The 22,241-nt window shown below is 58.0% G+C and carries 14 protein-coding genes and 1 other RNA gene; 11 read left to right on the forward strand and 4 right to left on the reverse strand.

Annotated features, from left to right (window positions below):
• Positions 1-268 precede the first annotated feature (268 nt).
• From F0P96_RS11320 to F0P96_RS11360, 10 genes are all read left to right on the forward strand, one after another.
• On the forward strand, positions 269-2,449 hold the full coding sequence (locus F0P96_RS11320) for a prolyl oligopeptidase family serine peptidase (protein WP_151078999.1): 2,181 nt from the start codon (positions 269-271) through the stop codon (positions 2,447-2,449).
• A 183-nt stretch (positions 2,450-2,632) separates the two neighbouring features.
• Positions 2,633-3,004, forward strand: a transfer-messenger RNA (tmRNA) gene (gene ssrA, locus F0P96_RS11325).
• 706 nt (positions 3,005-3,710) lie between these two features.
• Positions 3,711-4,040, forward strand: a complete 330-nt coding sequence (locus F0P96_RS21435; protein ID WP_420840957.1) for a DUF6660 family protein — start codon at positions 3,711-3,713, stop codon at positions 4,038-4,040.
• A 193-nt stretch (positions 4,041-4,233) separates the two neighbouring features.
• A complete protein-coding gene (locus tag F0P96_RS11330) occupies positions 4,234-8,640 on the forward strand; it encodes a CusA/CzcA family heavy metal efflux RND transporter (RefSeq protein WP_151079425.1) in 4,407 nt (1,468 codons plus the stop codon).
• A 31-nt stretch (positions 8,641-8,671) separates the two neighbouring features.
• Entirely contained in the window at positions 8,672-9,850 is a 1,179-nt protein-coding gene (locus tag F0P96_RS11335) for an efflux RND transporter periplasmic adaptor subunit (protein ID WP_151079000.1), read from the forward strand.
• A 2-nt stretch (positions 9,851-9,852) separates the two neighbouring features.
• Positions 9,853-10,299, forward strand: coding sequence for a Fur family transcriptional regulator (locus tag F0P96_RS11340; protein ID WP_151079001.1), 447 nt, complete (start codon positions 9,853-9,855; stop codon positions 10,297-10,299).
• A 69-nt stretch (positions 10,300-10,368) separates the two neighbouring features.
• Positions 10,369-10,983: a hypothetical protein gene (locus F0P96_RS11345; protein WP_151079002.1), complete on the forward strand. Its 615-nt coding sequence runs from the start codon at positions 10,369-10,371 to the stop codon at positions 10,981-10,983.
• A 50-nt stretch (positions 10,984-11,033) separates the two neighbouring features.
• Positions 11,034-13,121, forward strand: coding sequence for a heavy metal translocating P-type ATPase (locus F0P96_RS11350; protein ID WP_151079003.1), 2,088 nt, complete (start codon positions 11,034-11,036; stop codon positions 13,119-13,121).
• Positions 13,122-13,197: 76 nt separating this feature from the next.
• On the forward strand, positions 13,198-15,036 hold the full coding sequence (locus F0P96_RS11355) for a DUF4209 domain-containing protein (RefSeq protein WP_151079004.1): 1,839 nt from the start codon (positions 13,198-13,200) through the stop codon (positions 15,034-15,036).
• Between the two features lie 775 nt (positions 15,037-15,811).
• Positions 15,812-16,810, forward strand: coding sequence for a DUF4417 domain-containing protein (locus F0P96_RS11360; RefSeq protein ID WP_167291200.1), 999 nt, complete (start codon positions 15,812-15,814; stop codon positions 16,808-16,810).
• 46 nt (positions 16,811-16,856) lie between these two features.
• Here the strand turns inward: F0P96_RS11360 and F0P96_RS11365 are convergent, their stop codons facing one another.
• Positions 16,857-17,081: a helix-turn-helix domain-containing protein gene (locus F0P96_RS11365; protein WP_167291201.1), complete on the reverse strand. Its 225-nt coding sequence runs from the start codon at positions 17,079-17,081 to the stop codon at positions 16,857-16,859.
• 140 nt (positions 17,082-17,221) lie between these two features.
• Here F0P96_RS11365 and F0P96_RS11370 point away from each other — a divergent pair, with 140 nt between their 5' ends.
• On the forward strand, positions 17,222-17,569 hold the full coding sequence (locus F0P96_RS11370; RefSeq protein ID WP_151079007.1) for a hypothetical protein: 348 nt from the start codon (positions 17,222-17,224) through the stop codon (positions 17,567-17,569).
• Positions 17,570-17,684: 115 nt separating this feature from the next.
• Here F0P96_RS11370 and F0P96_RS11375 read toward each other — a convergent pair whose 3' ends face one another.
• The 3 genes from F0P96_RS11375 to F0P96_RS11385 form a co-directional block, all read right to left on the reverse strand.
• Positions 17,685-19,769 carry a bifunctional DNA primase/helicase gene (locus F0P96_RS11375; RefSeq protein WP_151079008.1) on the reverse strand — a complete coding sequence of 695 codons (2,085 nt, stop codon included), beginning with the start codon at positions 19,767-19,769 and terminating at the stop codon, positions 17,685-17,687.
• Positions 19,770-20,067: 298 nt separating this feature from the next.
• Positions 20,068-20,445 (reverse strand): helix-turn-helix domain-containing protein, encoded by a 378-nt coding sequence (locus tag F0P96_RS11380; RefSeq protein ID WP_160620125.1) that lies wholly within the window; start codon positions 20,443-20,445, stop codon positions 20,068-20,070.
• A 190-nt stretch (positions 20,446-20,635) separates the two neighbouring features.
• Complete coding sequence (locus tag F0P96_RS11385) at positions 20,636-21,850, reverse strand: site-specific integrase (protein ID WP_151079010.1); 1,215 nt, start codon at positions 21,848-21,850, stop codon at positions 20,636-20,638.
• Positions 21,851-22,241 lie beyond the last annotated feature (391 nt).

Below are 22,241 nucleotides of genomic sequence, written 5' to 3' on the forward strand. Positions count from 1 at the left end.
CTGAAAAGGTCGGGTTTGGAAGGAAAGTTCGGCGCCCGGCAGCCTTGTTTACCCCGCGAACCGCGCCTGCGCCCAGCCTGGGTCCGACTTGGGGTGCGGCTGGCCCGGCCGCTTATTCGAGCCCATGTAAACCGATTTCTTGATCAAATGCTATTGCCATTAATTATTGACAATCACATTATTGTGTGATTGTGCCGTCGAGGTTGTTTGGCTTCCTTGGGTGCTTTCCAGTTCTCATTCCACAACCACCAACCTGTTGCCGTACCTTATGAAATCAGCCGTACTTCTTCTTGCCTTGTGCGCGCCCGTCGCCGCGCTGGCGCAAGCCGGGCCGCCCGCCGCGCCCTCGGTAACTGCCACCGATACCTACTTCGGCGCGACGGTAACCGACCCCTACCGCAACCTGGAAAACCTGGCCGACCCGGCCGTGGCCGCCTGGATGAAAACGCAGAGCGAATACGCCCGCCGCACGCTCGACGCCATTCCCGGTCGGCAGCAGCTAATCAAGCAGATGCTGGACTTTGATGCGCGCAAAAGCGCCCAGGTCACGAAACCGCACATTGCCCACAACGACCGGTACTTCTACCTCAAAACCCGGCCGCAGGACCAGCAGCCCAAACTCTACTGCCGCGACGGCTACAAGGGCACGGAGGTGCTGCTCTTCGATCCGGAGAATTTCGAGCAGGGCAAAGTATACACCATCAACTCCTTTTCGCCGTCCTTCGATGGCTCGAAGGTGGCTTTTGCGCTGAGTGAGAAGGGCGCCGAGGTAGGCCAAGGGCTGATAATGGACGTGAAGACCCGGAAAATCTACCCCGAACGCCTGCGGCCGCTGTCGATGGGCGGGGCCGGCGAATGGCTGCCCGACAACGCCAGTTTTACCTACACGCCGCTCAACAGCGCCGACGTGAAAGACAACAACGCCCGCCTCAACACGCAGTCGTTTGTGCACCGCGTGGGCACGCCGCAAAGCCAGGACCGCGCGGTTTTCTCTGCCCAAACCTACCCCGCACTGGGCATCAAGCCCGAGGAATACCCCTACGCTTTCTACGAGCAAGACAGCAAAATGCTGTTCGGCCTGCTCTACACCGTAGACCGTTACCTGAAGGCCTATTATGCCCCCGCAACCGACCTGAGCAAGCCCAAGATTAACTGGCAGCCGCTGTTTCGTTCGGAGCAGGAGGTGACCAACGTGGCCGGCGACGGGGAGTACCTGTACTTCGTAACGTCGAAGAACACGCCGCGCCAGAAGATCATGCGCATGCCTGCCGCCAAGCCTGAGGTGGCCACGGCCGAGGTGCTGGTGCCGGAAAGCACCGACGAAGCCATCAACGATGACCACTTCAAGGTAACCAAAGACGGCCTGTACTTTGTACGCACCCGCAATGGCGTGGAAGCCAAGCTCTACTTCGTGGCCAAAGGCAGCAAAACCGCGCAGCTCATCAAACTACCGCGGCCCGCTGGTTCCATTGAACTGCACACCAAAAACGCCCAGTCGCCGGACCTGTGGGTGACGACGGTGGGCTGGACCGCCGACCGCACCCGCTACCATTACGCGGCCGCTACCGGGCAGTTTCGCCCCGAGCCGCTGTCGTCGGAAGCGCAGTACCCCGAATTCAAAGACTTGGTGGTGGAAGAGCTGATGGTGCCCTCGCACGACGGTGTGCAGGTGCCCCTTTCGCTGATTTACAAGAAAGGCACCCCGCGCAACGGCTCGGCTCCTACTCTGATGGTGGGCTACGGCGCCTATTCCAAGTCGACGGGGCCGTTTTTCTACCCGCCGTATTTGCTCTGGGCGCAGCAGGGCGGCGTGCTGGCCGTGCCCCACGTGCGCGGCGGCGGCGAACTGGGCGAAGAATGGCACAAAGCCGGGCAGAAAACCACCAAGCCCAATACCTGGAAAGACCTCATTGCCTCGGCCGAGTACATGGTGAAAAACCAGTACACCGCACCGGGTAAAATTGCCATGAACGGCGGCAGCGCGGGCGGCATCCTCATCGGGCGGGCCATGACGGAGCGCCCCGACCTGTTTGCCGTGGCCATGCCGGAAGTAGGCTGCCTGAACGCGGTGCGCATGGAAAACTCGCCCAACGGCCCCGTCAACGTGCCCGAGTTCGGCACGGTGCAGAAGGAAGACGAGTGCAAGGCCCTGCTGGAAATGGATGCCTACCTGCACCTGAAAAAAGGCGTCAAATACCCCGCAACGCTGGTCACGGCCGGGTTCAACGACCCGCGCGTTATTGCCTGGCAGCCCGCCAAGTTTGCCGCCCGCCTGCAGGCCAGCAACGCCTCGGGCAAGCCCATACTCTTCTTCACCGATTACGAAGCCGGCCACGGCATTGGCGACTCCAAGCAAAAGCAGTTTGAAACGATGGCCGATCTGCTGAGCTTCGGGCTGTGGCAAACAGGCGTGGCTGCATTCCAGCCGGCCGCCACCGCTTCAAAATAACACAGCTGTCAAAAGGCACCAGAACCGCAGCCTTTGGACGGCCCCGCTACCCCCTGGCGAGGCTTTCCGAAGGCTGCGGTTCCGGGGCGCCCGGCGGAACAATTTCGGCCTTGGCAAACGTTTTACCCTCGATGTGCGTACCTTCGCACCCCGCCTTTCGAGGCGGTACGTTCTTTTACAATTGGGGCTGACCGGAATTGACAGCTCGTGCAAGTCGCGAGTAAGCGTGTCGAGAGTTGAATGAATCTCTCGCCAACAAATCATTCGACCAACAACTGGCGACTACTCGTACGCCATGGCTGCCTAGTCTAGGTACTAAGCACTAGCCATCATCCCGCATCCGTCTTCCTTTTCACGGGTGAGTTCGGGGTGTCGAAAGCATTAGGATAGTTTGGGTGGCGCTGCGACGCCCAAGCGAAACTCAAGCAGATAAGGGTAACCTATAGGCCTGATGTGCGCCTCGGTTGCTTCGAACAAAGCAAGCATAGCTACACACGTAGAAAGCTCGTCGTCTTCCTTGTCTGGACCAGGGTTCGACTCCCTGCAGCTCCACTTTAAACCCTCTTCACAATGCGTGGGGAGGGTTTTTTGTTGTATGGGGTACAGATAGGGGTACAAGCAGGACGTTTCAAATTACTTCATCTAATCCCTGCCTTACCAAAATCAAGCTAACCTTTCTATCCAATAAGGAGCGAAGGCTGGTAAGAGAGGGTGCGGACTTAAAGACACGGGCAACCGGAATCAACGAAGCCGTAATCGAGGAAGATGTAATAGGACTTGTGAGGACAGAACAGGCGCAATGGTGTTATGAATCACGTAGCGCATTTTGAATCCAGGGGTAGGTGATGCTCTATGCCTGTCTCATTCCGCTCTTCTACGATGTGACATGTACCAAAGGGGCATGTAATGCATCATAAAATACCCGTGTTCTTCAATTACAAAAGGCTGATATTCTAGCAGAAGAGCGCAAATTAACAAGTTTTGTGAAATGGGGTACCCGGTCAGATAAACTCGTTTCAATCTTGACTTACCCCCCCCGCTGCCACATGGCTTACCCCGTATACCGATGTGAGCCATAATTTTTCGTTGTCAGAGGCGTGCTAATGATGATGATGCTGACATTTATCAACAGGGCCAATATTTGTATTTTTTTAAGTTTGGTTACTTCAATACGCCTTGCCTCGATATGCCTGTAAGAACCCTATTGACTGTTAGTAGGTAAAGTGAGAGCCAGTAATCATATTGCCTACCTTTGCACTTCATGCGATTACTCGTTCTGTTTTTTGCTTTCTACTTTGCCTGCCTCTCCTGCCTGAGCTGCGCGGACGAGGCAGACGTGTGCAAATACCAGACGCAAACCACCGTGGCAGCCACTGCCCACTCTGACTGCAGCAACGGGGCACTAGGTGACTGGTGCTCCCCTTTCTGCCAATGCCATTGCTGTGGTGGGGCAGTAGTACCACAAGCGCCGCTGCCTGAACTAGCGGCTGCGGCTCCAGCCACATGGGGCAGCGCAGTGCATCACGGCGAGTTAGTGGTGTACGCATTGACGCGTGCAACCGGGTCTGTATGGCAACCGCCACAGGTCTAACCTTCCTTTCTCTTCCTGCTGAATTCCCCTATGAGTAGCTGATTCCCGCATGGAATTAGCTCGCTCGTGCTGACTGACGCCTGGCGTCGGCTTGAATGGGGCATCGTAACCTCGCCGTTCTAGCGCTAAGACGCCGGAACCACGTGGACGCAGGCTTTTCAGTGAAGTGTTAAACCTTACCCCAAAGCAGCGGATGTTCGACCGGCTGATTCATTTTTCCATTCACAACAAACTCATCATCGGGCTGCTGACCCTGGCGCTGATTGCATGGGGCGCCTACTCACTAAGTCGGCTGCCGATTGATGCAGTCCCCGACATCACCACCAACCAAGTCGTCGTGTACACGGTGGCTCCTTCGCTGGCCGCCAGCGACATCGAGCGGCTCGTCTCGTTCCCCGTCGAGCAGAGCTTGGCCACCATCCCCGGCCGCGAAGAAGTGCGGTCGTTTTCGCGCTTCGGCCTCTCGGTGGTGACTATCGTCTTCGAAGACAAGATTGACATCTATTGGGCCCGCCAGCAGGTGACCGAACGCCTGCGCGAAGCGGAAAGCCAGATACCCGAAAGCATCGGCCGGCCGGAGATGGCCCCGGTGAGCACCGGCTTGGGCGAGGTGTACCAGTACCTGGTGCGCGCTAAACAGGGCTTTGAGAAGAAGTACGACGCCCGCGAGCTGCGCACCATTCAAGACTGGATTGTGCGGCGCCAGCTGCTGGGCACACCCGGCGTGGCCGACGTGGCCAGCTTCGGCGGCCAGCTCAAGCAGTTTGAAATCCGGCTCGACCCCACACGACTACGCTCGTTGAACGTCACCACCGAGCAGGTCTACCAAGCCGTGTCCCGCAATAACCAGAACGCTGGCGGCGCCTACCTTGACCAGAAGCCCACGGCGTACTTTATTCGCACCGAAGGGCTGGCCGAGAACGCCGCCGACCTAGGCAACATCGTCGTACGGAACACCCAGGGCGGCCTGCCCGTGTTGGTGCGCGACGTGGCCGATGTGCGCCTGGGCTCAGCTGTGCGCTACGGGGCCATGACCCGCAACGGGGAAGGCGAAGTGACCGGCGGCATCGTGCTCATGCTCAAAGGCGCCAACGCCAACGACGTTATCAAGGACGTGAAAACGCGCATGGAAACCGTGCGTAAGTCCTTGCCCGAAGGCGTGACCATCGACGTGTTTCTGGACCGCTCCGAGCTAGTGGGCCGCGCCATCGGCACGGTAAAGACCAACCTGATTGAGGGGGCCCTGATTGTGCTCTTCGTGCTGGTGCTCTTCCTAGGCAATTGGCGGGCTGGTTTGGTGGTGGCCTCGGTGATTCCGCTGGCCATGCTCTTTGCCATCAGCATGATGCGCTTGTTTGGCGTCTCGGGCAACCTGCTCTCGCTCGGCGCCATTGACTTTGGCCTGGTGGTGGACGGCGCCGTCATCATCGTTGAGGCCATCGTGCACCGCCTGCACGGCGGACAACTGCAGGTGCCTGGCAACCGGCTCACCAGCGTGCAGATGAACGAGGAAACCTACCACGCGTCTTCCAAAATCCGCTCCTCGGCTGCCTTCGGTGAAATCATCATCCTCATCGTGTACCTGCCCCTGCTGGCCTTGGTCGGTATTGAAGGCAAGATGTTCCGGCCCATGGCCCAAACCGTGGCTTTCGCCATCGTCGGGGCCTTTATTCTCTCCCTGACCTATGTGCCGATGATGTCGGCGCTGGCCTTGAGTCGCTCGACGGAAGTAAAGCGCAATTTTTCCGACCGGATGATGAACTGGCTCGAAGCACGCTACCGGCCGGTGCTGGAGTGGACCCTGCGCCGCAAGGCCGTGGTGCTCACCTCGGCGGTGGCGCTGTTTGCGGGCGCGCTGCTCTTGTTCCGCACGCTGGGCGGGGAGTTTATTCCCCAGCTTTCCGAAGGGGACTTTGCCGTGGAGATGCGCACGCTCACGGGCTCGTCACTGAGCTATACCGTGGACAGGAGCCTGCAGGCGGGCGGCATTCTCAAAGAGCAGTTTCCCGAAGTGCAGGAAGTAGTGGCCAAAATCGGCGCGGCCGAGATTCCCACCGACCCCATGCCGGTCGAAGCCGGGGACTTGATGGTGATTCTGGAAAAAGACAAAAGCAAATGGACCTCCGCTAGTACCACTGAGGAATTGACCGAGAAGATGTCCGAAGCGCTGAGCGTGATTCCGGGCGTCACCTTCGGCTTCCAGCAGCCCATCCAGATGCGCTTCAACGAGCTGATTTCCGGCGCCAAACAGGACGTGGTGCTCAAAATCTACGGGGAAGACCTGCAGCAACTAGCTTCCTCCGCCCAGCGGGCTGCCCGACTGGTGCGGCAGGTGGAAGGCGCCGAGGACGTGTACGTGGAGCAAGTTACCGGGCTGCCGCAAATCGTGGTGAAGCTGGACCGCAACCGCATGGCCCGCTTTGGCCTGAACGCTGACGACGTGAACCGCACGGTACAAACGGCCTTCGCCGGCCAGGCCGCTGGGCAACTCTTCGAGCAGGAGCGCCGATTCGACGTGGTGCTGCGCTTGACCCCGGAACTGCGCCAGAACATCAACAACGTACGCCAGCTGCTGGTGGCCACGCCCCACGGCGAGCAGATTCCGCTGGAGCAGGTGGCCACAGTGGACCTGCAAGAAGGCCCTAACCAGATTCAGCGCGACGACGCCAAGCGCCGCATCACCGTCGCCTTCAACGTGCGGGGCCGCGACGTGGAAAGCGTCGTACAGGAGCTGCAGGGCAAAGTCGATGAGCAACTCCAACTCGCCCCCGGCTACTACACCACCTACGGCGGGCAGTTCGAGAACCTGCGCCAGGCCACCGAGCGGCTAAGCATCGCCGTACCCGTGGCCCTGGGGCTTATTTTCGCCCTCCTGTTCTTTACCTTCCGCTCGCTCAAGCAGTCGGTGATGATTTTCACGGCCATTCCGCTCTCAGCCATCGGCGGGGTGCTGGCCCTCTGGCTGCGGGACATGCCGTTTAGTATCTCGGCCGGGGTGGGCTTCATTGCTCTGTTTGGCGTAGCCGTGCTCAACGGCATCGTGCTCATCGGCTACTTTAACCAACTCAAGGCAGAAGGCCATCAAGACCTCTACCAGCGCATCCTGGTAGGCACGCAGGTACGTTTGCGCCCGGTGCTGATGACGGCCACCGTGGCCTCGTTGGGCTTCCTGCCCATGGCCCTGTCGCAGTCGGCCGGCGCGGAAGTGCAGCGCCCCTTGGCCACCGTCGTGATTGGTGGTTTGGTGACGGCCACGCTGCTGACCTTGCTGGTGCTGCCGGTGCTCTACGCCCTCTCGGAGCGCAACGCCAAGCCCCGGCCGGAGTTGGAACCCCAGCCCCGCCCGGCCGTGCCCACAGCCTTGCTGCTCGTGCTGGTGCTCGGCGGACTGCTCAGCAGCCCCGTGGCCTGGGCACAAGGGCCACTGACCGCCAAGCAGGCTGTCGGACAGGCCCTGCAGGCCAATGGCACAGTGCAAGCCGCACAACGCTCGCTGGAAGCCAAGCAAGCCCTGCGCCGCACCGCTTTCGACGTGGGCCGCACCAACGTGGTAGGCACCTACGGGCAAGTGAACTCCCCGCTTTCCGACAACGTGCTGAGCATCGGCCAGTCGCTGGCTTTGCCCGGCTACTACAAGGCCCAGGCGGGGCTGAGCCAGGCCTTGATTGCAGGCCGCGAGCAGCAGCTGGCCCAGGTGCAGGCCGAACTGCGCCGGCAGGTGCGCCTGAGCTACGAGCGGGCCGTGCACGCCCGCCACCGCCTGCGCACCTTGCGCGGGCAGGACAGCATCTACTCCGAGTTTCTGCGCTCGGCCCAGCTGCGCTTCAAGACCGGGGAAGTGGCCCGCCTGGAGCCGGCCAACGCCCTGATTCAGCAGGGCGAAACCCAGAACCTGCTCGCTCAGGCCCGCACCGACTATGCCATTGCCCAGCGCCAGCTGCAGGCCCTGCTGCAAACAACCCAGCCCGTGAGCATTGCCGACAGCACCCTGCGCCTGTTGCCGGACGCTACGACTCCCGCGGATACGGCGGTCCTGGCCGCAACGCCGCAGGCCCGGGTGCTGCAGCAGCAGATTGCCGAGCGCCGGGCCGAAACCCGGGTAGAGCAGGCGCAGGGCTTGCCCCAGGTGACGGTGGGCTACACCAATCAGTCGCTGCGCGGCACTTACGAGATAGACGGGCAATCCACGACCTACGGCACCGGCGACCGGTTCCAAAGCGTGCAGGCCGGCGTGGCCATACCGCTGCTGCGCGGTCCGCAGAAGGCCCGCGTGCAGGCGGCTAAGCTGCAGGAGCAGGCCGCCACAACGGCCTACCAGCGCTACCATGCCGAAGCCGTGGCCCAGCTGGATGAGCTGCGCCTGCGCCTGCAGGAGCAACGCCGGCGGGTGCAGTTCTATGAGCAGACCGGCCTTCCCCAGGCGGCCGTCATCGTGCGCCTGAGCCAGCGGGCTTACAAGGCCGGCGAAACCACCTATTCCGAGCTGTTGCTCAACCTGGAGCGCGCCTTGAGCGTGCGCACGGCCTACCTCGACGCCCTGCTCCAGCACAACCAAACCGCCATCGACCTGGATTACCTGCTCGGCACTGCGGCCCAGTAAGGTTCTCCTTCTCTCCCTGACTTACACCTTGATGAATAAGATTGCATCCCTGGCGCTGCTGCTGGCCCTGACCCTGGCCGGCTGCGGTGCGGATAAGAAAGAAAACGCGGAGGCCGGACCTACTGCCGAAAGCAAAGCAGCCGGTGCCGAAGCGGTAAGCGGAGAAGCCGCCGACGTGGTCACCCTTTCGCCCGCTGAGCAGCAGGCAGCGGGTCTGAAAACCGCCCGCCTGGCCGACCGGCCCATGGGCGCGGGGTTGGCTGTGACCGGCACGCTGGACGTACCGCCGGAAAGTGCCGTGCGCATAACGGCCCCGCTGGGCGGGTTCGTGGAGAATACGGAGCTGCTGCAGGGTTCCCGCGTGCGCAAGGGCGAAGTGCTGGCCATCATCCGCAACCCCGAATTTGTGACCCTGCAGCAGGACTACCTCGAAACCCGCGCCCGCCTCGACTACGCCCGTACCGAGCTGGCCCGCCAAAAGGAGCTCTACGAGCAGGAGGTAGCCCCCCAGAAAAACTACCAGCGCGCCCAGGCCGACTACCAGGCCCTGCAGGTGCAGACCAACGCACAGGCGGCCCGGCTGCGGCTGGCCGGCCTGCCGGTAGGCGGCAGAATAGTCACCACGGCTACGCTGCGGGCCCCGCGGGCCGGCTTCGTGCGCACCGTCAACGTGACGGTGGGGCAAGCCGTGACGGCGACGGATGCGCTGTTTGAAATCGTAGACCCCGAGCACCTGCACGTGGAGCTCACGGTGTTTGAGCGCGACGTGGCCCGGGTGCAGCACGGCCAGCTCATTCGCTTCACGCTGGCCAGCGATTCCACCAGCTCCCGCCGTGAGCGCACGGCCCGGGTGTACTTGGTGGGCAAGGCCATCGGGGAGGACCGCACCGTGCGCGTGCACGGCCACTTAGACCAGGAAAACGACCCGGCCCTGCTGCCGGGACTGTATGTGCGGGCCATGATTGAAACCGGCCGCACCCAGGCGCATACTCTGCCCGACGCCGCGCTGGTGCGCTTCGAGGGTAAGAACTACGCCTTTGCCGTGGAAGCCCCCGGCCGTTACCGCTTGGTGCCCGTGACGCTGGGCCGCAGCGAGGACAACTTCACCGAAGTCACCCTGCCGGAGGGGGTGCCGGTCACCACCACTTTCGTTACAGACGGGGCCTACTCGCTGCTGGCCAAGATGAAAAACGCCGAGGAAGAAGAATAGCCATGGCCCATCCTCTCGAAGACACGCTGATTGCCAAGCAGATTACGCCCACAGCCATGCGCTTATTGGTGCTCGACGTGCTGATGAAGCAGCCGGCGGCGCTGAGCCTAACCGACGTGGAAGAGTTGCTCCAGCACGCCGACCGCATCACCGTGCACCGCACCCTGAAAACCTTTACCGACAAGGGCCTGGTACACCGCATCGAGGACGGCAGCGGTGCCGTGAAGTTTGCCCTGTGCGAGCCCAGCTGCACGCCCGAGCACCACCAGGACCTGCACGTGCACTTCTTTTGCACCCGCTGCCGGGAGACTTCCTGCCTGCCCGCGGTGCCCGTCCCAGCCGTGGCCCTTCCCGGCGCCTACCAGGTACAGGAAACCAGCCTGGTCATGAAGGGCCTGTGCCCGCGCTGCGCGGGCGACACTTCCACCCCGGCCCCAACAATGCAATAGCATTGCATCGCCCGGCGCCCGAGGTTTGTCCTCGTAACCGGCGGTGCCTTTCCCTAGCCCCCGCTTCCCATGCTTGAACTTCTCACCGGAGCCCTTGTGCTGAGCTTGCTGCACGCCGCCATTCCCAACCACTGGGCCCCGGTGCTGGCCGTGGCGCGGGCGGAAGGCTGGCCCCTGCGGCGGGCGGTGGGGGTGACCATGGTAGCCGGGCTCGCTCACGTACTGAGCACCGTGGGCATCGGGCTGGCCCTGGGCCTGCTGGGCTGGCGCCTCTCGGCCCGCTTCGAGCAATTTGCCGGCTGGGTCGCGCCCCTGCTGCTCATCGTTATTGGCCTGCTGTACGCCTTTTCCGGCCCCGGCCACACCCACCCTGACCCACGACCCGTGCGCCGACGCACGACCCGCCGGCGCGTGGTGCTGGGACTGGCGGCGACCATGTTTCTGGCGCCCTGCCTGGAAATCCAGTCGTTTTTCCTGGCCGCTGGCACCCACGGTCCAGCGGCCCTGGCCTTATTAACGAGCTTATACCTGCTGACTTCTGTATCGGCCATGTGTGCGCTGGTGAGCCTGGCCCACCGGAGCTTGGGCCGCCTCAACCTGGACGGATTTGCCCACCACGAGCGACGCCTGACTGGCGCGGTGCTCGTGCTGGTGGGCATGGCCGGCTTTTTAGTGGACTGGTAAGCGCCTGACCGCTCCGGTATTCCCTTTTCCTGACTTAACCTGCCTGACTCATGCCTGACCCCTCCTTAGATAAAACCAACGAAGAGCTGAATACTGCCAAGCAGGTAAAGCTGGAAAACGTGGGCGCGGTGACCCGCGACCAGCTCACCCCGGAAGCCGCAACCAGCCGGCAGGGCCACGACGTGCCCGGCCACGACCACGCACCGGCGGCCGATACCACACCCGATGCGCACGCGGGCCACGACCAAGGCAGCGGCGACGACCACGACCACGGTCCGGCGGGCACCAATCCCTACCTCTGGCCCGGCGTAAGCCTGGCGCTGCTGCTGGGCGGCATCGCGCTGGACTACTACGACGTGGCCTTTTTCACCGGGTACGTGCGCCTGACTTGGTACGGCGTGGCGTTTCTGCTGGTGGGCTGGAAGGTGATGAAAGCCGCCGTGCTCAGCATCCCCTCGGGCAACGTGTTCAACGAGTTTCTGCTCATGAGCATCGCCACGCTCGGGGCCTTTGCCATCGGCGAGTACCCGGAAGGCGTGGCCGTGATGTTGTTCTACACCGTGGGCGAGCTGTTTCAGGACGCGGCCGTGAACCGCGCCAAGCGCAGCATCCGGGCCCTGTTGGAAATTCAAGCCACCGAGGTCACGGTGCTTCGAGGTGGTCAGTCCATGGTGCTGGACCCCAAACAGGTGCAGCGGGGCGACACCATCGAGGTGAAGCCGGGCGAGAAAGTGGCCCTGGACGGCACGCTGACCAAGGGCCCGGCCTCCTTCAACACAGCCGCGCTCACCGGCGAATCGGCCCCGCAAACCAAGCAGACCGGCGAAGTAGTACTGGCCGGCATGATAAACCAGGAGTCCCTGGCGCAGGTGCTAGTGACGGCCACCTACCAGGACACCAAGCTGGCCAAGATTCTGGCCATGGTGCAGGACGCGGTGGGCCGCAAGGCCAAGACCCAGCAGTTCATCACCAAGTTTGCCAAGGTGTACACCCCCATCGTGGTGGCCCTCGCGGTGCTGCTGGTGCTGGTGCCCTACTTTGTGGTGGACGACTACGTGTTTCGCACCTGGCTCTACCGGGCGCTGGTGTTCCTGGTCATTTCCTGCCCCTGCGCGTTGGTCATCAGTATCCCGCTGGGCTACTTCGGCGGCATCGGCGCCGCCTCGAAAGCGGGCATCCTGTTCAAGGGCTCCAACTTCCTGGACGTGCTGCGTGAAATTGATACCGTTGTAATGGACAAGACGGGCACCCTGACCCAAGGCGTGTTTGCCGTGCAGCAGGTGCAGCCGACCCCGGGCGTGGACCCGGCCCAGCTGTTGCGTCTGGTAGGCGCGCTGGAAACCAAATCCACGCACCCCATTGCCAAGGCCGTGGTGCAGCACGTGGGCGCGGCCGCGGCGGGAGTCGCCGTGGAGAACGTCGAAGAGATTTCCGGACACGGGCTGCGCGGCCGCGTGGACGGCCGGGACGTACTAGCCGGCAACACCAAGCTGCTTACCAAATTCAGCGTGACCTACCCGCCGGAAGTAGACCAGGTGTTCGACAGCATCGTGGTGGCCGCAATCGACGGCAAATATGCTGGCTACCTGACCGTGGCCGATGCCCCGAAAGATGACGCCCAGCAGACCGTGCAGGAGTTGCGGGCCGACGGCATCACCAAAATCGTGATGCTTTCGGGCGACAAGGACAGCATCACGCAGCGCGTGGCCAATGACCTAGGCATTGACGAGGCCCACGGCGGGCTGCTGCCCGAAGACAAAGCGCGGTATGTGCAGCAGTACCTCGACGCGGGGCGCAAGCTGGCCTTTGTGGGCGACGGCGTGAACGATGCCCCGGTGGTGGCCCTAGCCGACGTGGGCATTGCCATGGGCGGCCTGGGCTCCGATGCCACCATTGAAACCGCCGACGTGGTGATTCAAACCGACCACCCCAGCAAGATTGCCACGGCCCGCCGTATTGCCCGCGCTACCCACTCGGTGGTGTGGCAGAACATCTGGCTCGCCTTCATAGTCAAAGGCGTAGTGCTGGCCTTGGGCGCCGGTGGCCTGGCCACTATGTGGGAGGCGGTGTTTGCCGACGTGGGAGTGGCACTGCTGGCTATATTGAATGCGGTACGAATTCAGCGCATGAAGTTTTAACGTATCCTAGTGGAAGCAGAATACATTTGATTGTTTGCTTTGATTAAGCACTTGCTTGTTCCTGTTTGCTTCTTATATGTCTTCTTTTAACATTCAATCAGCGGGTGAACTCGGGGATTATTTGGATAGTTGCTGGGCCACATGGAACTCTAGTTTTTCAAAACTCGAAGTACTCCGGACTATTTCGGCAAGCATTAGTCCGGAATACACCGAATTGAAAGACATAGTGGGCCTAGAGCATTTGCTGCTAGGTCTATATTTCGATGGTAGTGAAGTCCGCTCCGGGGTTGTCGCCACCACTACCGAAGGGGAAACGGTATCCTCGCCAGGTCTTGAGAATCTTAACCCGCGTGCGTTTGAATACATTGAATTCCGTGCGGCGTCCTCGACCAATCACTTTTTAAAAGCGCGGTACGCCTTGCTTTTGTGGAATGCACCGAAGCCATACAAAAATGGGCGCTTCGGGAAGTTCGCATTTGATGAGCTTCTAGCTGCTTTATCTATTGCTGATTGCGTTGGAGAAGCACAGCATGATTGTGTTGAGGCGCTAGATACATTGTGTGCCCTCTCTGAGCTTTTTCGGCACCGGCCTGGTGAAATTGTGCATGAACTCATTTCTAGAATAGATGCGAGGTCCCCGTTTTGGCTAGGTGGTCGCGTCTTTCTGGCGCAAATGGTTGTTAAATACAACAAACTGTTTAACAAGAATGTCGCCGACGAAACTTGGCTGCAAGCCTGCGCAAACCTTTTCGAGGAGTGTCTTGCATCGAATGAATTCCACCTTTGCGACGAATTAGGCAATGCGGCAATAGCGCTTGCGCAACGAAACAATATCTCCCCCAAAGACTGGTATCAGCGGCTAGGTCAATCGCACGAAGCACAGGCTGCATCGCGTCTTGATGACGAATCAGGTCTCGCACCACTAGAACTCTATCGGCTTGCTCTGGAGCACTATCGCCATACGGACGATGATGATGCAATTGAAAGAGTCTCGCAACGGCTTATGGAGCTAAAACCTAAAATCAGACTAAACACCGTGACAACCAAATTAAGTAATGAGCATGCACAGCAATTGCATGCGGACATTCAACAAAACACCTCTCAAGTGCTGTCTATGAACAGCGACGAGATTTACTACTACCTCACCGCTAGTAAAGCAGTAATACCGTCATTGACTCAATTGCGAGAACAAACAGCCAATGAGAAAGACAGCCTGTCGGCCATTTTAGGTACCACCTTTATGGACGGGAACAAAAACACGCAAAGGGGCGCGTCCGAACCGGGTGCTGCATTTCACCAGCGTGTTATGCGTAATTACGGCATGAACATGTCGTTTCGCCTACTATACCTGCGTCCAATCTTCATCGAAGGCACCGCGAGCGGCAAACTCTCCTACGAGTCATTGCGGGGGTACCTAGAAAGCTCGTGGGTTTCAAGTTCGCTGCGTGAAATCGATACAGCCGGCGTGCCCCTAGATTACTCATGGGCTGACCTTGTATACCCGAGCCTACGCGAGTTCTTCCTACAACTCGGGTCATCCCTCAAGGAAGGCATAGAGCCCTCCTTTGTGATGTGTTTGGACTCCCTTACCGTAAAGTTTGAGGGCCTTTTGCGCGACTTTGCGCGACATGCAGGAATCAATACAACGGTTGTAGGACGCCATGATGACTTGCGCGAGATGTACGTTGACGAGATACTGGAGCAACCTAAAATCCAAAGCTTGTTCGATGAAGATTGCTTGGTCTTCTTCAAGTACGTTTTCTTATCGAGTGGAAAAAACATTCGGAACGACGTAGCTCATTGCTTTTATCGGCATCTTAACCAATATAGTTTGGACAAAATGATATTGGTTATCTGTGCGTTCCTGAGGCTCGCGGGGTTTGAGTTTAACAGTGAGGCTGTCACCACGGCGTAGGGTGCAAGCAAATTAATGGATTGATTTAATGACCTGATTTTTAAGAGGTTAATATGTGCAAATTCCAACTGTATTGGAATTGCTAAATTTTTTGCTGGCGTTTGGAACTATTCGATGAATACTTGTCTTGGCATATATAAGACATTTACTGTTCAGCTATGGGAAACGGTTCCAAACAACACCGGCCAAAACCGAAGGCAATGCCTAGCAATGCGATGGTTAGCGGCGAAATTAGCGATATGCCCTCCAGTGGCGGTGGGTCAGGTCAACTCCAAGGAGAGTTGGACATTCCGCTTATAAAGCTAGTCGAGGAGGTCGTTCTTGCTTCTGACTTGGGAGACACAGTCTATTTGGAGCTCCGGAACGGGGAGTACGAAGCCACCATAGATGGAAGGCGGCTGGGGATGGTCTCAAGTCATTATGCTGTTGACCTAGCCCCTAAGAGCACCTACCGAGGGCACCTCGTCAAGAAAAGTGCTGCCCCGCTTGCAGCTGTCGTGCGCGTTCGAATTAGTGCTTAAGAACGGTCGGCATGGCACAGGCAGCTTTAGCTTATTCGCCCTCTCTGTTCAATGATTGTGCAACAAGCTGCGAAGCTTACCTTGCTTGCGGCGGTGGGTACGGTACTGCACCATGCGGGTGTGCATGGAAATGGAGGGATGAGCGACGGCACGCGTGCGAGAGTTGCTACCTAGTTTGTCGTGAGCGGAAAGCTGGTGCACAGCCCAAAGGCCACTTGAATACTTTCGCTCAGCACATCGCAACTGGGCTCCCCTTGGAGCGTTTACGACTGACTCAAGACCAGCCGTTGCCGTTCCCGTTATTCATTCCCACTAAAACCGCTGATTTAGCTGGGCTTCAAGTTCGGTTACCACTCCAGTGGGCTGCAGTGGATGCCAAAGGGTTGTTGAACTGGCGCAAGCAACGCGGTGCCGATTTGAAGCCGGTTTTCGACGGTGCCGATTCTCTCGCAGTGCGGGATTACCTTCACGTGAATGCAGAATGCGAACTACTGGCAGTGCTTAATGCCCAAGACAAAATATTAGAAAGTTTCTGGGCAATGCCCCGCCGTAAGGCGTTAAGCGCTTTGAGAGCCAGTGGCTTCGTTGCAAGTACCGGACCTACCTTCTCGGTAAGCACCTTGACCACTGGGGGGACTCTGGTGCCACGAGCACACAATCTGGTCATGCAGATGCGACACCACCGTGTTCTGCATGAGATCCAGGAAGCTGATTTGGTGTCCATACCGAATTTGTATTGGGAAGACCAAAGAGACCAGCAGGAGTGGATTACATGGCTTAAGGAGTCTCCGTCAGTGTCCGTCATTTCGCGTGATTTCACGCGCACGAGAAGCCAGCGCGCGTTTATGGACAAACTGAATGGGCTAATGGAGTTGTTGGCGGCTGTAGGCAGGCCATTCCATGTCCTGGTTGTGGGCGCTGGGCCAGCTCACGCGCCGAGCGCCTTGGCTCGTTTGGCAGAACTTGGGTTCACTGGTTCCATCATCACATCAGACCCTTTGCTTAAAGCCAGTCACGGTAGGCAGTATGTGCGGAATGCGCGAGGGCGGTTGATTTATGCTCCCTGCCCTGACTCTGACATCGAGGAGTTGTGCCTGTACAATATGCGGGTGTTGGAAGATGCCCTGTTTGAAGCGGTCAGCAATACGTCCATGGCAGCGCGAGCGGTACGAAATCTTTTGCCAATTGATGTCGCTGCAACCACACGACCTTTGGATGTGCACTGGCTTTCTGCAACGGGACGGGCGGCTTAGGCCATGGGCCATGCGGCCTGCGTTTAGGCTCTTGGTATATTCTTTCCTACTCGAAGGGCACGTCTACTAGGTCCCGCAACGAAAGCTCAAGCGCACGGGCCAGCGAGATAAGCACATCGAGGGTGGCCGCGGCCTGGGCATGCTCGATGCGCTGAACCGTTGGTTTTGAAATGTCCGCGTGGTCAGCCAGTGCTTGTTGGCTCATGCCGCGGTCCTCGCGCAGCTTGCGCAAATGACGCCCAAATGCATGGATACCGGCTGGATTTTTCACGAAGGCAAGCTCCGTCACCTACCCAAATCTGCTGGCATCATATAAGATGTCATTATATATCTTTGCCGCCGTTCCACAAGTGCAGCTCGCTTATGACCACTGAACGGTTTTACCTCGCTCCCAGGACTACGTTAGAAGTTATGTGGGCCAGTCGCCTCACCAATTTGTTAGATGAGTATACCAGAAGGTGCGCGGTAAGCAAAGGCGTTAGCTGGGAGGAATACGACGATGCAAATCTGGAAGAGGCCCGAAAGGAGATGACGGCCACTATGGACAATGTGCGTCCGTTCATCAAGCGCATCAAGGAAAGCACGAAACAGTTACCCGTCATAGGCGACCGAATCATGTGTGCACCTGGTACAGTAGATGCCGATGCCCGCGTCGCAGAACGCATATTTTATGCCCCTCGCCACGAGCCAAGCATTTTGGGAGTGGTTTATTTTCTAGACACTGACCAGTACGACCATCTGGCCGAATACGAGCGATAAGCTGTATGAATCGCAAAGCGCCCTGCGGGTTTACCTCGTAAATCAGGCAAACTCGCAGGGCGCGTAATTCAGTGAATCTGACGAATGCTCAGCCTCCAGCCAGATGCCGAGATGGTTAAGCAATAGCTGCCATGGGACGCTCTTGTTGGGCTTGTGTCAAATCCCACGTCCCATCTCCTATAGGCGCGGGACGTTGGGATTTGGGAATGATGGTTTTCAGCTCGCGATGCAGGGTGCTTTTTGAAAGTCCTGATACGCCCGAGGAAGCCGCTTCTGACGCCAACACCTTTTCGATTTGGACGAGTGTGGAACCCCCTTCTCGCAATTCGCGGGCTTTCTGTAGCAGCTCATCACGGCGTGATGGTAGCACAGGCTTACCAAGACCGTCCTCTGGCCGTTTCACCAAGGTGCTCAACTCAGCTCGTTCTCCAGTGTATTGGAAACACAGGTCTTTGAAGGACAAGGCATAGCTTCTCTGCTTTACGTCTGTCGGCAAGTAGTTGCCCTTCAACACACAAAGGTGGCGCACGTTGGGGTCGTGAGAGTCTACGCGTAACTCGCAAACCACTCGCATTTTTGCTTCCAGGCCTTGGCTGCCCAACAAATTGTTCTTGGACGGCTCACGCTCTTCCGCCCGCTTGCCGGTGTGGTGCATAAAGAGGACCAGGCAATCGTGTTTTACGGCCAGATGGTGGTAGCTATTGACAAAGCTCCGTACCTCGTTGGAGGAGTTCATGTTGCCTTGGTACAGGTCGCCGAGCGCGTCAACTACTACTAAATCGGCCGGTTCGTTCGTTAGCATCGCGTCCAGCTTCGCCACCAGATTTGGTGTGTCGAAAACAAACCGAAGATTCGTTTTGGCTGCGGGGGGGACATTACGGCCTGCAAGTTGTATTTGCAGTTGAGCTGCCACGGCCTCATCACCGTCCTCAGTACTCACGTAAATGGCCCGCTGGTGTATCGTATGGAGTTTAAACCCAAGGAACTCTTCCTCGTTCATGGCGACAGCCAAGCTCAACTGGCGCAAGAAGGACGACTTGCCCGTATCGCTGCTACCAGCTAAGCACGCTACTCCTTGGCGCTGAAAAATTGGGCTGACCAACTTCGGTACTTCCACTGTGGAGCGCCCCAATAGGTCACCTAGACTGAACACACCCGACCACGTGGGATACTCCGTCGTTGCTGGTATCGGCAAGGGGGCTTCTAGTTGACGTGCTGAGTTCAGAGCTTGGGTGAAAAGGTCTACCTGCAAACGCCCTTGCCCTACGGCGCGGAAGAAATCGGACACATCCTTGCCATAGGGCTCAAGCGCGGCAGGCAATTCAAGCACGCCCCAACCGTATGCGCGACTGAGCTTTGCACTTTGTTCGCGTCCTGTTTTGTCAGTATCGTAACAGACCAAGACCTTCGAAAACCGCTGCAGACGTTCCAGCAAGCCGTCAGGTGGAAGAGCCGTTTCACTGCTTAGACTAATAGCGGGATACCCGTGCGCCTGCAAGCACATTGCATCCTTTTCACCCGCTGCCAGAATTACCAAGTCGCCGGTGGTGGGCAAGCAGTTTAATCCGAAGACATAGCCCTGGGGTTGCCCGCCTACCCAACAAAACGATTTTGGCTTAGGTCGGTAAATTTTCCATTGGCCCGCCGCCGCTTGGTAGCTAAAAATGGGCTGCTCAGTGGACCCACGTACGGTGTAAGTCGTTCCGTCGCGCTTTGTTGCGCAGTAGCTCTCCACGGCAGCCACGCCGTTTTTCTCCAGCACTTCGACGGGTATACCGTATTGCGCCCAAAAAGCCACGTCTTCCGAATCGAAGTTAGGCTTTGAACAAACGGTATGTTCGGCGTACTTATCGACGTTATAAGCCCCGGGAGGTTCGTGCTGATGGATGATATACGAAGGCTCCGCTTCTCCCACCAAATTAAGGTCATTGCCGATGCGCTGCATGGCCTCGTTTGCATCACAATTGTGGAGGCGCATTACCAAGTCGATGCAGCTGCCATTGTCACCGTCAACAGCAAAGTCCTTGTAACGCCACTCGCCGTGCCGGTCTTGGTAGACGTTGAATGACGGCGTTTCCTGCTTACTGTCAACAAAAGGGTTCTGGAAGTTGAGACCAGGCTTTGGCTTGAACCCCAAATAGCGCTCAAACACATCCAGCCCGCTTTCGGTCAGGGCGAGAATTTGCTGCCGATTCAGCATGACACACCTCCCTTCTTGCTGAATTCTGGAAGGGCGTACTTACGCTCTTCTTGCAGCTCCGTTTGTTGGTGAACAGGTAATACTCTACCCCCGCGGTGATGGACATACGATGTCCAAAAAAGGGTAATGCCTGCGCTGGAAAACTCGGAGTCATTGGAATAACTCGTGGTGCCAAACGCACACAAGTAAACCTCCTGACAGGCCCACACCATTAGTTGGGCTTGGCATGTGTTGTGGAGTATGGGCACACGTAACTGCAGCGCCAAAGCTCCGGAATGAGTGAATAGGTGTGCCTGCATTAAATGCTAACGGCTACCTGTTGGGGCTGGAACTGACGACGTGCGTGCTTGCGCGTACCATCGGAACGCGTTTGCTTCTGCAAAGCCTGGTTCAGTTCATTGCGGTCAAAGAATGTAATTCCACGCTCGTCCAGTTTGAAGCGGGAAATCAGACCCTTCTTGGCCCAGCGGTGAATAGTTTGCCGACATACCCCAAAGAGGACAGCGGCTTCCTTAACACTTAACCACTCATGAGAGGGTTGGTCGGCAGTAGCTTGCAGCGATATTGCCGCTAGACGTGCCGTAAGCTTCTCCTCGACGATGTGCTCGACTAAGGAAGCGAGGGCCTCGAAGAGGCCGGTTGGCATGCTGGCCCCACTCAAAGGAGGAGCAAACATACCTTCACGGGTCGAAAGACCAGCGTGATGGAAGTGGGTTGATAAGTTCATTAGCCCGATGGGGCAACGAAGAAAAGAATGCCTTATGCATTCTCACTTTACAAAAGTATGCACCGGTGTGTTATCCCCAACGCAGGGGGGGGTGAATTTTCGTGTGCCGGAGCTATGTATTTGATTTTTAGGCGAAAAATTACTGACCGTATACTGCAGCAAAGGCTTCTGCAGCCGAGTCATCAGTTACGTTCACATACCGTTTGAAGGCTGCCCAGGTGCTGTGTCCGCTCAACTTCATCACGCGGCTCATCTCTATACCATCCTCCAAAGCCAAGGTTACGAACGTTCTCCGGGCAGTATGGGTAGTGACATAAGCGTATTTGGGCCCCCGCTCGGATAGGCGTTGCCCGCCGCGGTAGCGCACGCGTTCTACCTCTCGGTCTATTCCAGCCAGCTTAGCCAGTTCCTTGACGTACAGATTTAGCTTTGGATTGCTGATTGGGCGAAGACTACCTACCCGAATGCGGGCAACGATGTCGCGGGCTTCGGGTCGTAAGGGAATGACTTGGTCCTCCGCCGTTTTTTGGGTAGTGATGCGCAGCGATGTTTCAAAAATATGTTCCGGGCGTAAGGCGCTAATGTCGGAGTAGCGCAGACCGGTGTAGCAACCCAACAAGAAGAGGGCGCGCGAATTGTCGAGGTAACTGCCACAGGGAAGGACAAGGTCAGCGATGGCGCACACTTCTCTGGTAGTGAGAGTTAAAATAGAGGGCTCACGGCGGCGCCAAGCGAAGCGCTTAAAAGCCGCGTTTGTATGCAAGCCGCGGTCCTGTGCGTACCCCAAGAAATTTTTTAGGGTCGTCAGGTTCTTGTGAATGGCCGAGTCCGCCAACTGGCGTTGTTGCATGAGGTAGGTCGTGAACTTATCCGCAAAGGCTAGTGTGAAGTCATTGAACCCCATCGGATGCTTTGCATGAAGAGCAAACTCGCGCAGGTGGCGTAGTGCCGTGCGGTACACTTTTATGGTATTGGGGCGCTTGCTCCGACTACAGTAATTAATCCAGTCTGCGAAAGCGTTCAGGGCATCGGGCTCTTCGTGAACTGCTGCAATTGTTTTTGGCTCAATCGCAGCTCGTAAAGCAGTCGCATCTGGTATTAAGCCCTTCACACGCTGTTCCGCATAGAACTCAAGTAATTGTTCTCGAAACAAATCAAGCGTGTCGTTGAGTACATAGGGCGCATTCCCTTGGCGATACGTTTTCGCACGCTGCTCCTCGGTATCCCATTTCGCGGGAAGAATCTTGAGGTCAGTATAAATTTTGGTTCGGTGCCCATTTGCGTTGAACCAGATGAAAATTGATGTCGGTTTGTCTGACTGTGGTCGCTTTAGATGGAAGGAGATGCTGGGCATTTGAGGCGATTTTGGTTGTTTTCCACAAAGCTACATACTCAATCATGGGGTACAACATGGGGTACAGAACATGCGTCAACACGCTACTTGTTGCACCTAATTTGTGAAAATAATTATTGAATATACCCGTATGGGGCATATGGCGCTATTTCTTTCGTCGCATAAACGCGCATTCAAAATCAAGGTTCGACTCCCTGCAGCTCCACTTCAAACCCTCTTCGCCGCGTGTGGAGAGGGTTTTTTGTTTTTAGGGCCGGCCGCACACGGTTGGCGGATTGGGAACTGTAACTAGCCTTGTACCGCGCCGGCTTGCGGCCTTCTCCGGGCTGGTACGGAGGCGGGGCTACCCGCTGCACGGGAGAAGAAAATGCACTACGGTACGGATTGATGC

Source organism: Hymenobacter busanensis (genome assembly GCF_008727865.1).
Taxonomy (GTDB): Bacteria; Bacteroidota; Bacteroidia; order Cytophagales; family Hymenobacteraceae; genus Solirubrum; species Solirubrum busanense.

Coding starts and splice junctions, on each gene's coding strand:
- F0P96_RS11320 (WP_151078999.1), top strand. CDS start 269: ATGAAATCAGCCGTACTTCTTCTTGCCTTGTGCGCGCCCGTCGCCGCG.
- F0P96_RS21435 (WP_420840957.1), top strand. CDS start 3,711: ATGCGATTACTCGTTCTGTTTTTTGCTTTCTACTTTGCCTGCCTCTCC.
- F0P96_RS11330 (WP_151079425.1), top strand. CDS start 4,234: ATGTTCGACCGGCTGATTCATTTTTCCATTCACAACAAACTCATCATC.
- F0P96_RS11335 (WP_151079000.1), top strand. CDS start 8,672: ATGAATAAGATTGCATCCCTGGCGCTGCTGCTGGCCCTGACCCTGGCC.
- F0P96_RS11340 (WP_151079001.1), top strand. CDS start 9,853: ATGGCCCATCCTCTCGAAGACACGCTGATTGCCAAGCAGATTACGCCC.
- F0P96_RS11345 (WP_151079002.1), top strand. CDS start 10,369: ATGCTTGAACTTCTCACCGGAGCCCTTGTGCTGAGCTTGCTGCACGCC.
- F0P96_RS11350 (WP_151079003.1), top strand. CDS start 11,034: ATGCCTGACCCCTCCTTAGATAAAACCAACGAAGAGCTGAATACTGCC.
- F0P96_RS11355 (WP_151079004.1), top strand. CDS start 13,198: ATGTCTTCTTTTAACATTCAATCAGCGGGTGAACTCGGGGATTATTTG.
- F0P96_RS11370 (WP_151079007.1), top strand. CDS start 17,222: ATGTGGGCCAGTCGCCTCACCAATTTGTTAGATGAGTATACCAGAAGG.
- F0P96_RS11375 (WP_151079008.1), bottom strand. CDS start 19,769: ATGCTGAATCGGCAGCAAATTCTCGCCCTGACCGAAAGCGGGCTGGAT.
- F0P96_RS11380 (WP_160620125.1), bottom strand. CDS start 20,445: ATGTTTGCTCCTCCTTTGAGTGGGGCCAGCATGCCAACCGGCCTCTTC.
- F0P96_RS11385 (WP_151079010.1), bottom strand. CDS start 21,850: ATGCCCAGCATCTCCTTCCATCTAAAGCGACCACAGTCAGACAAACCG.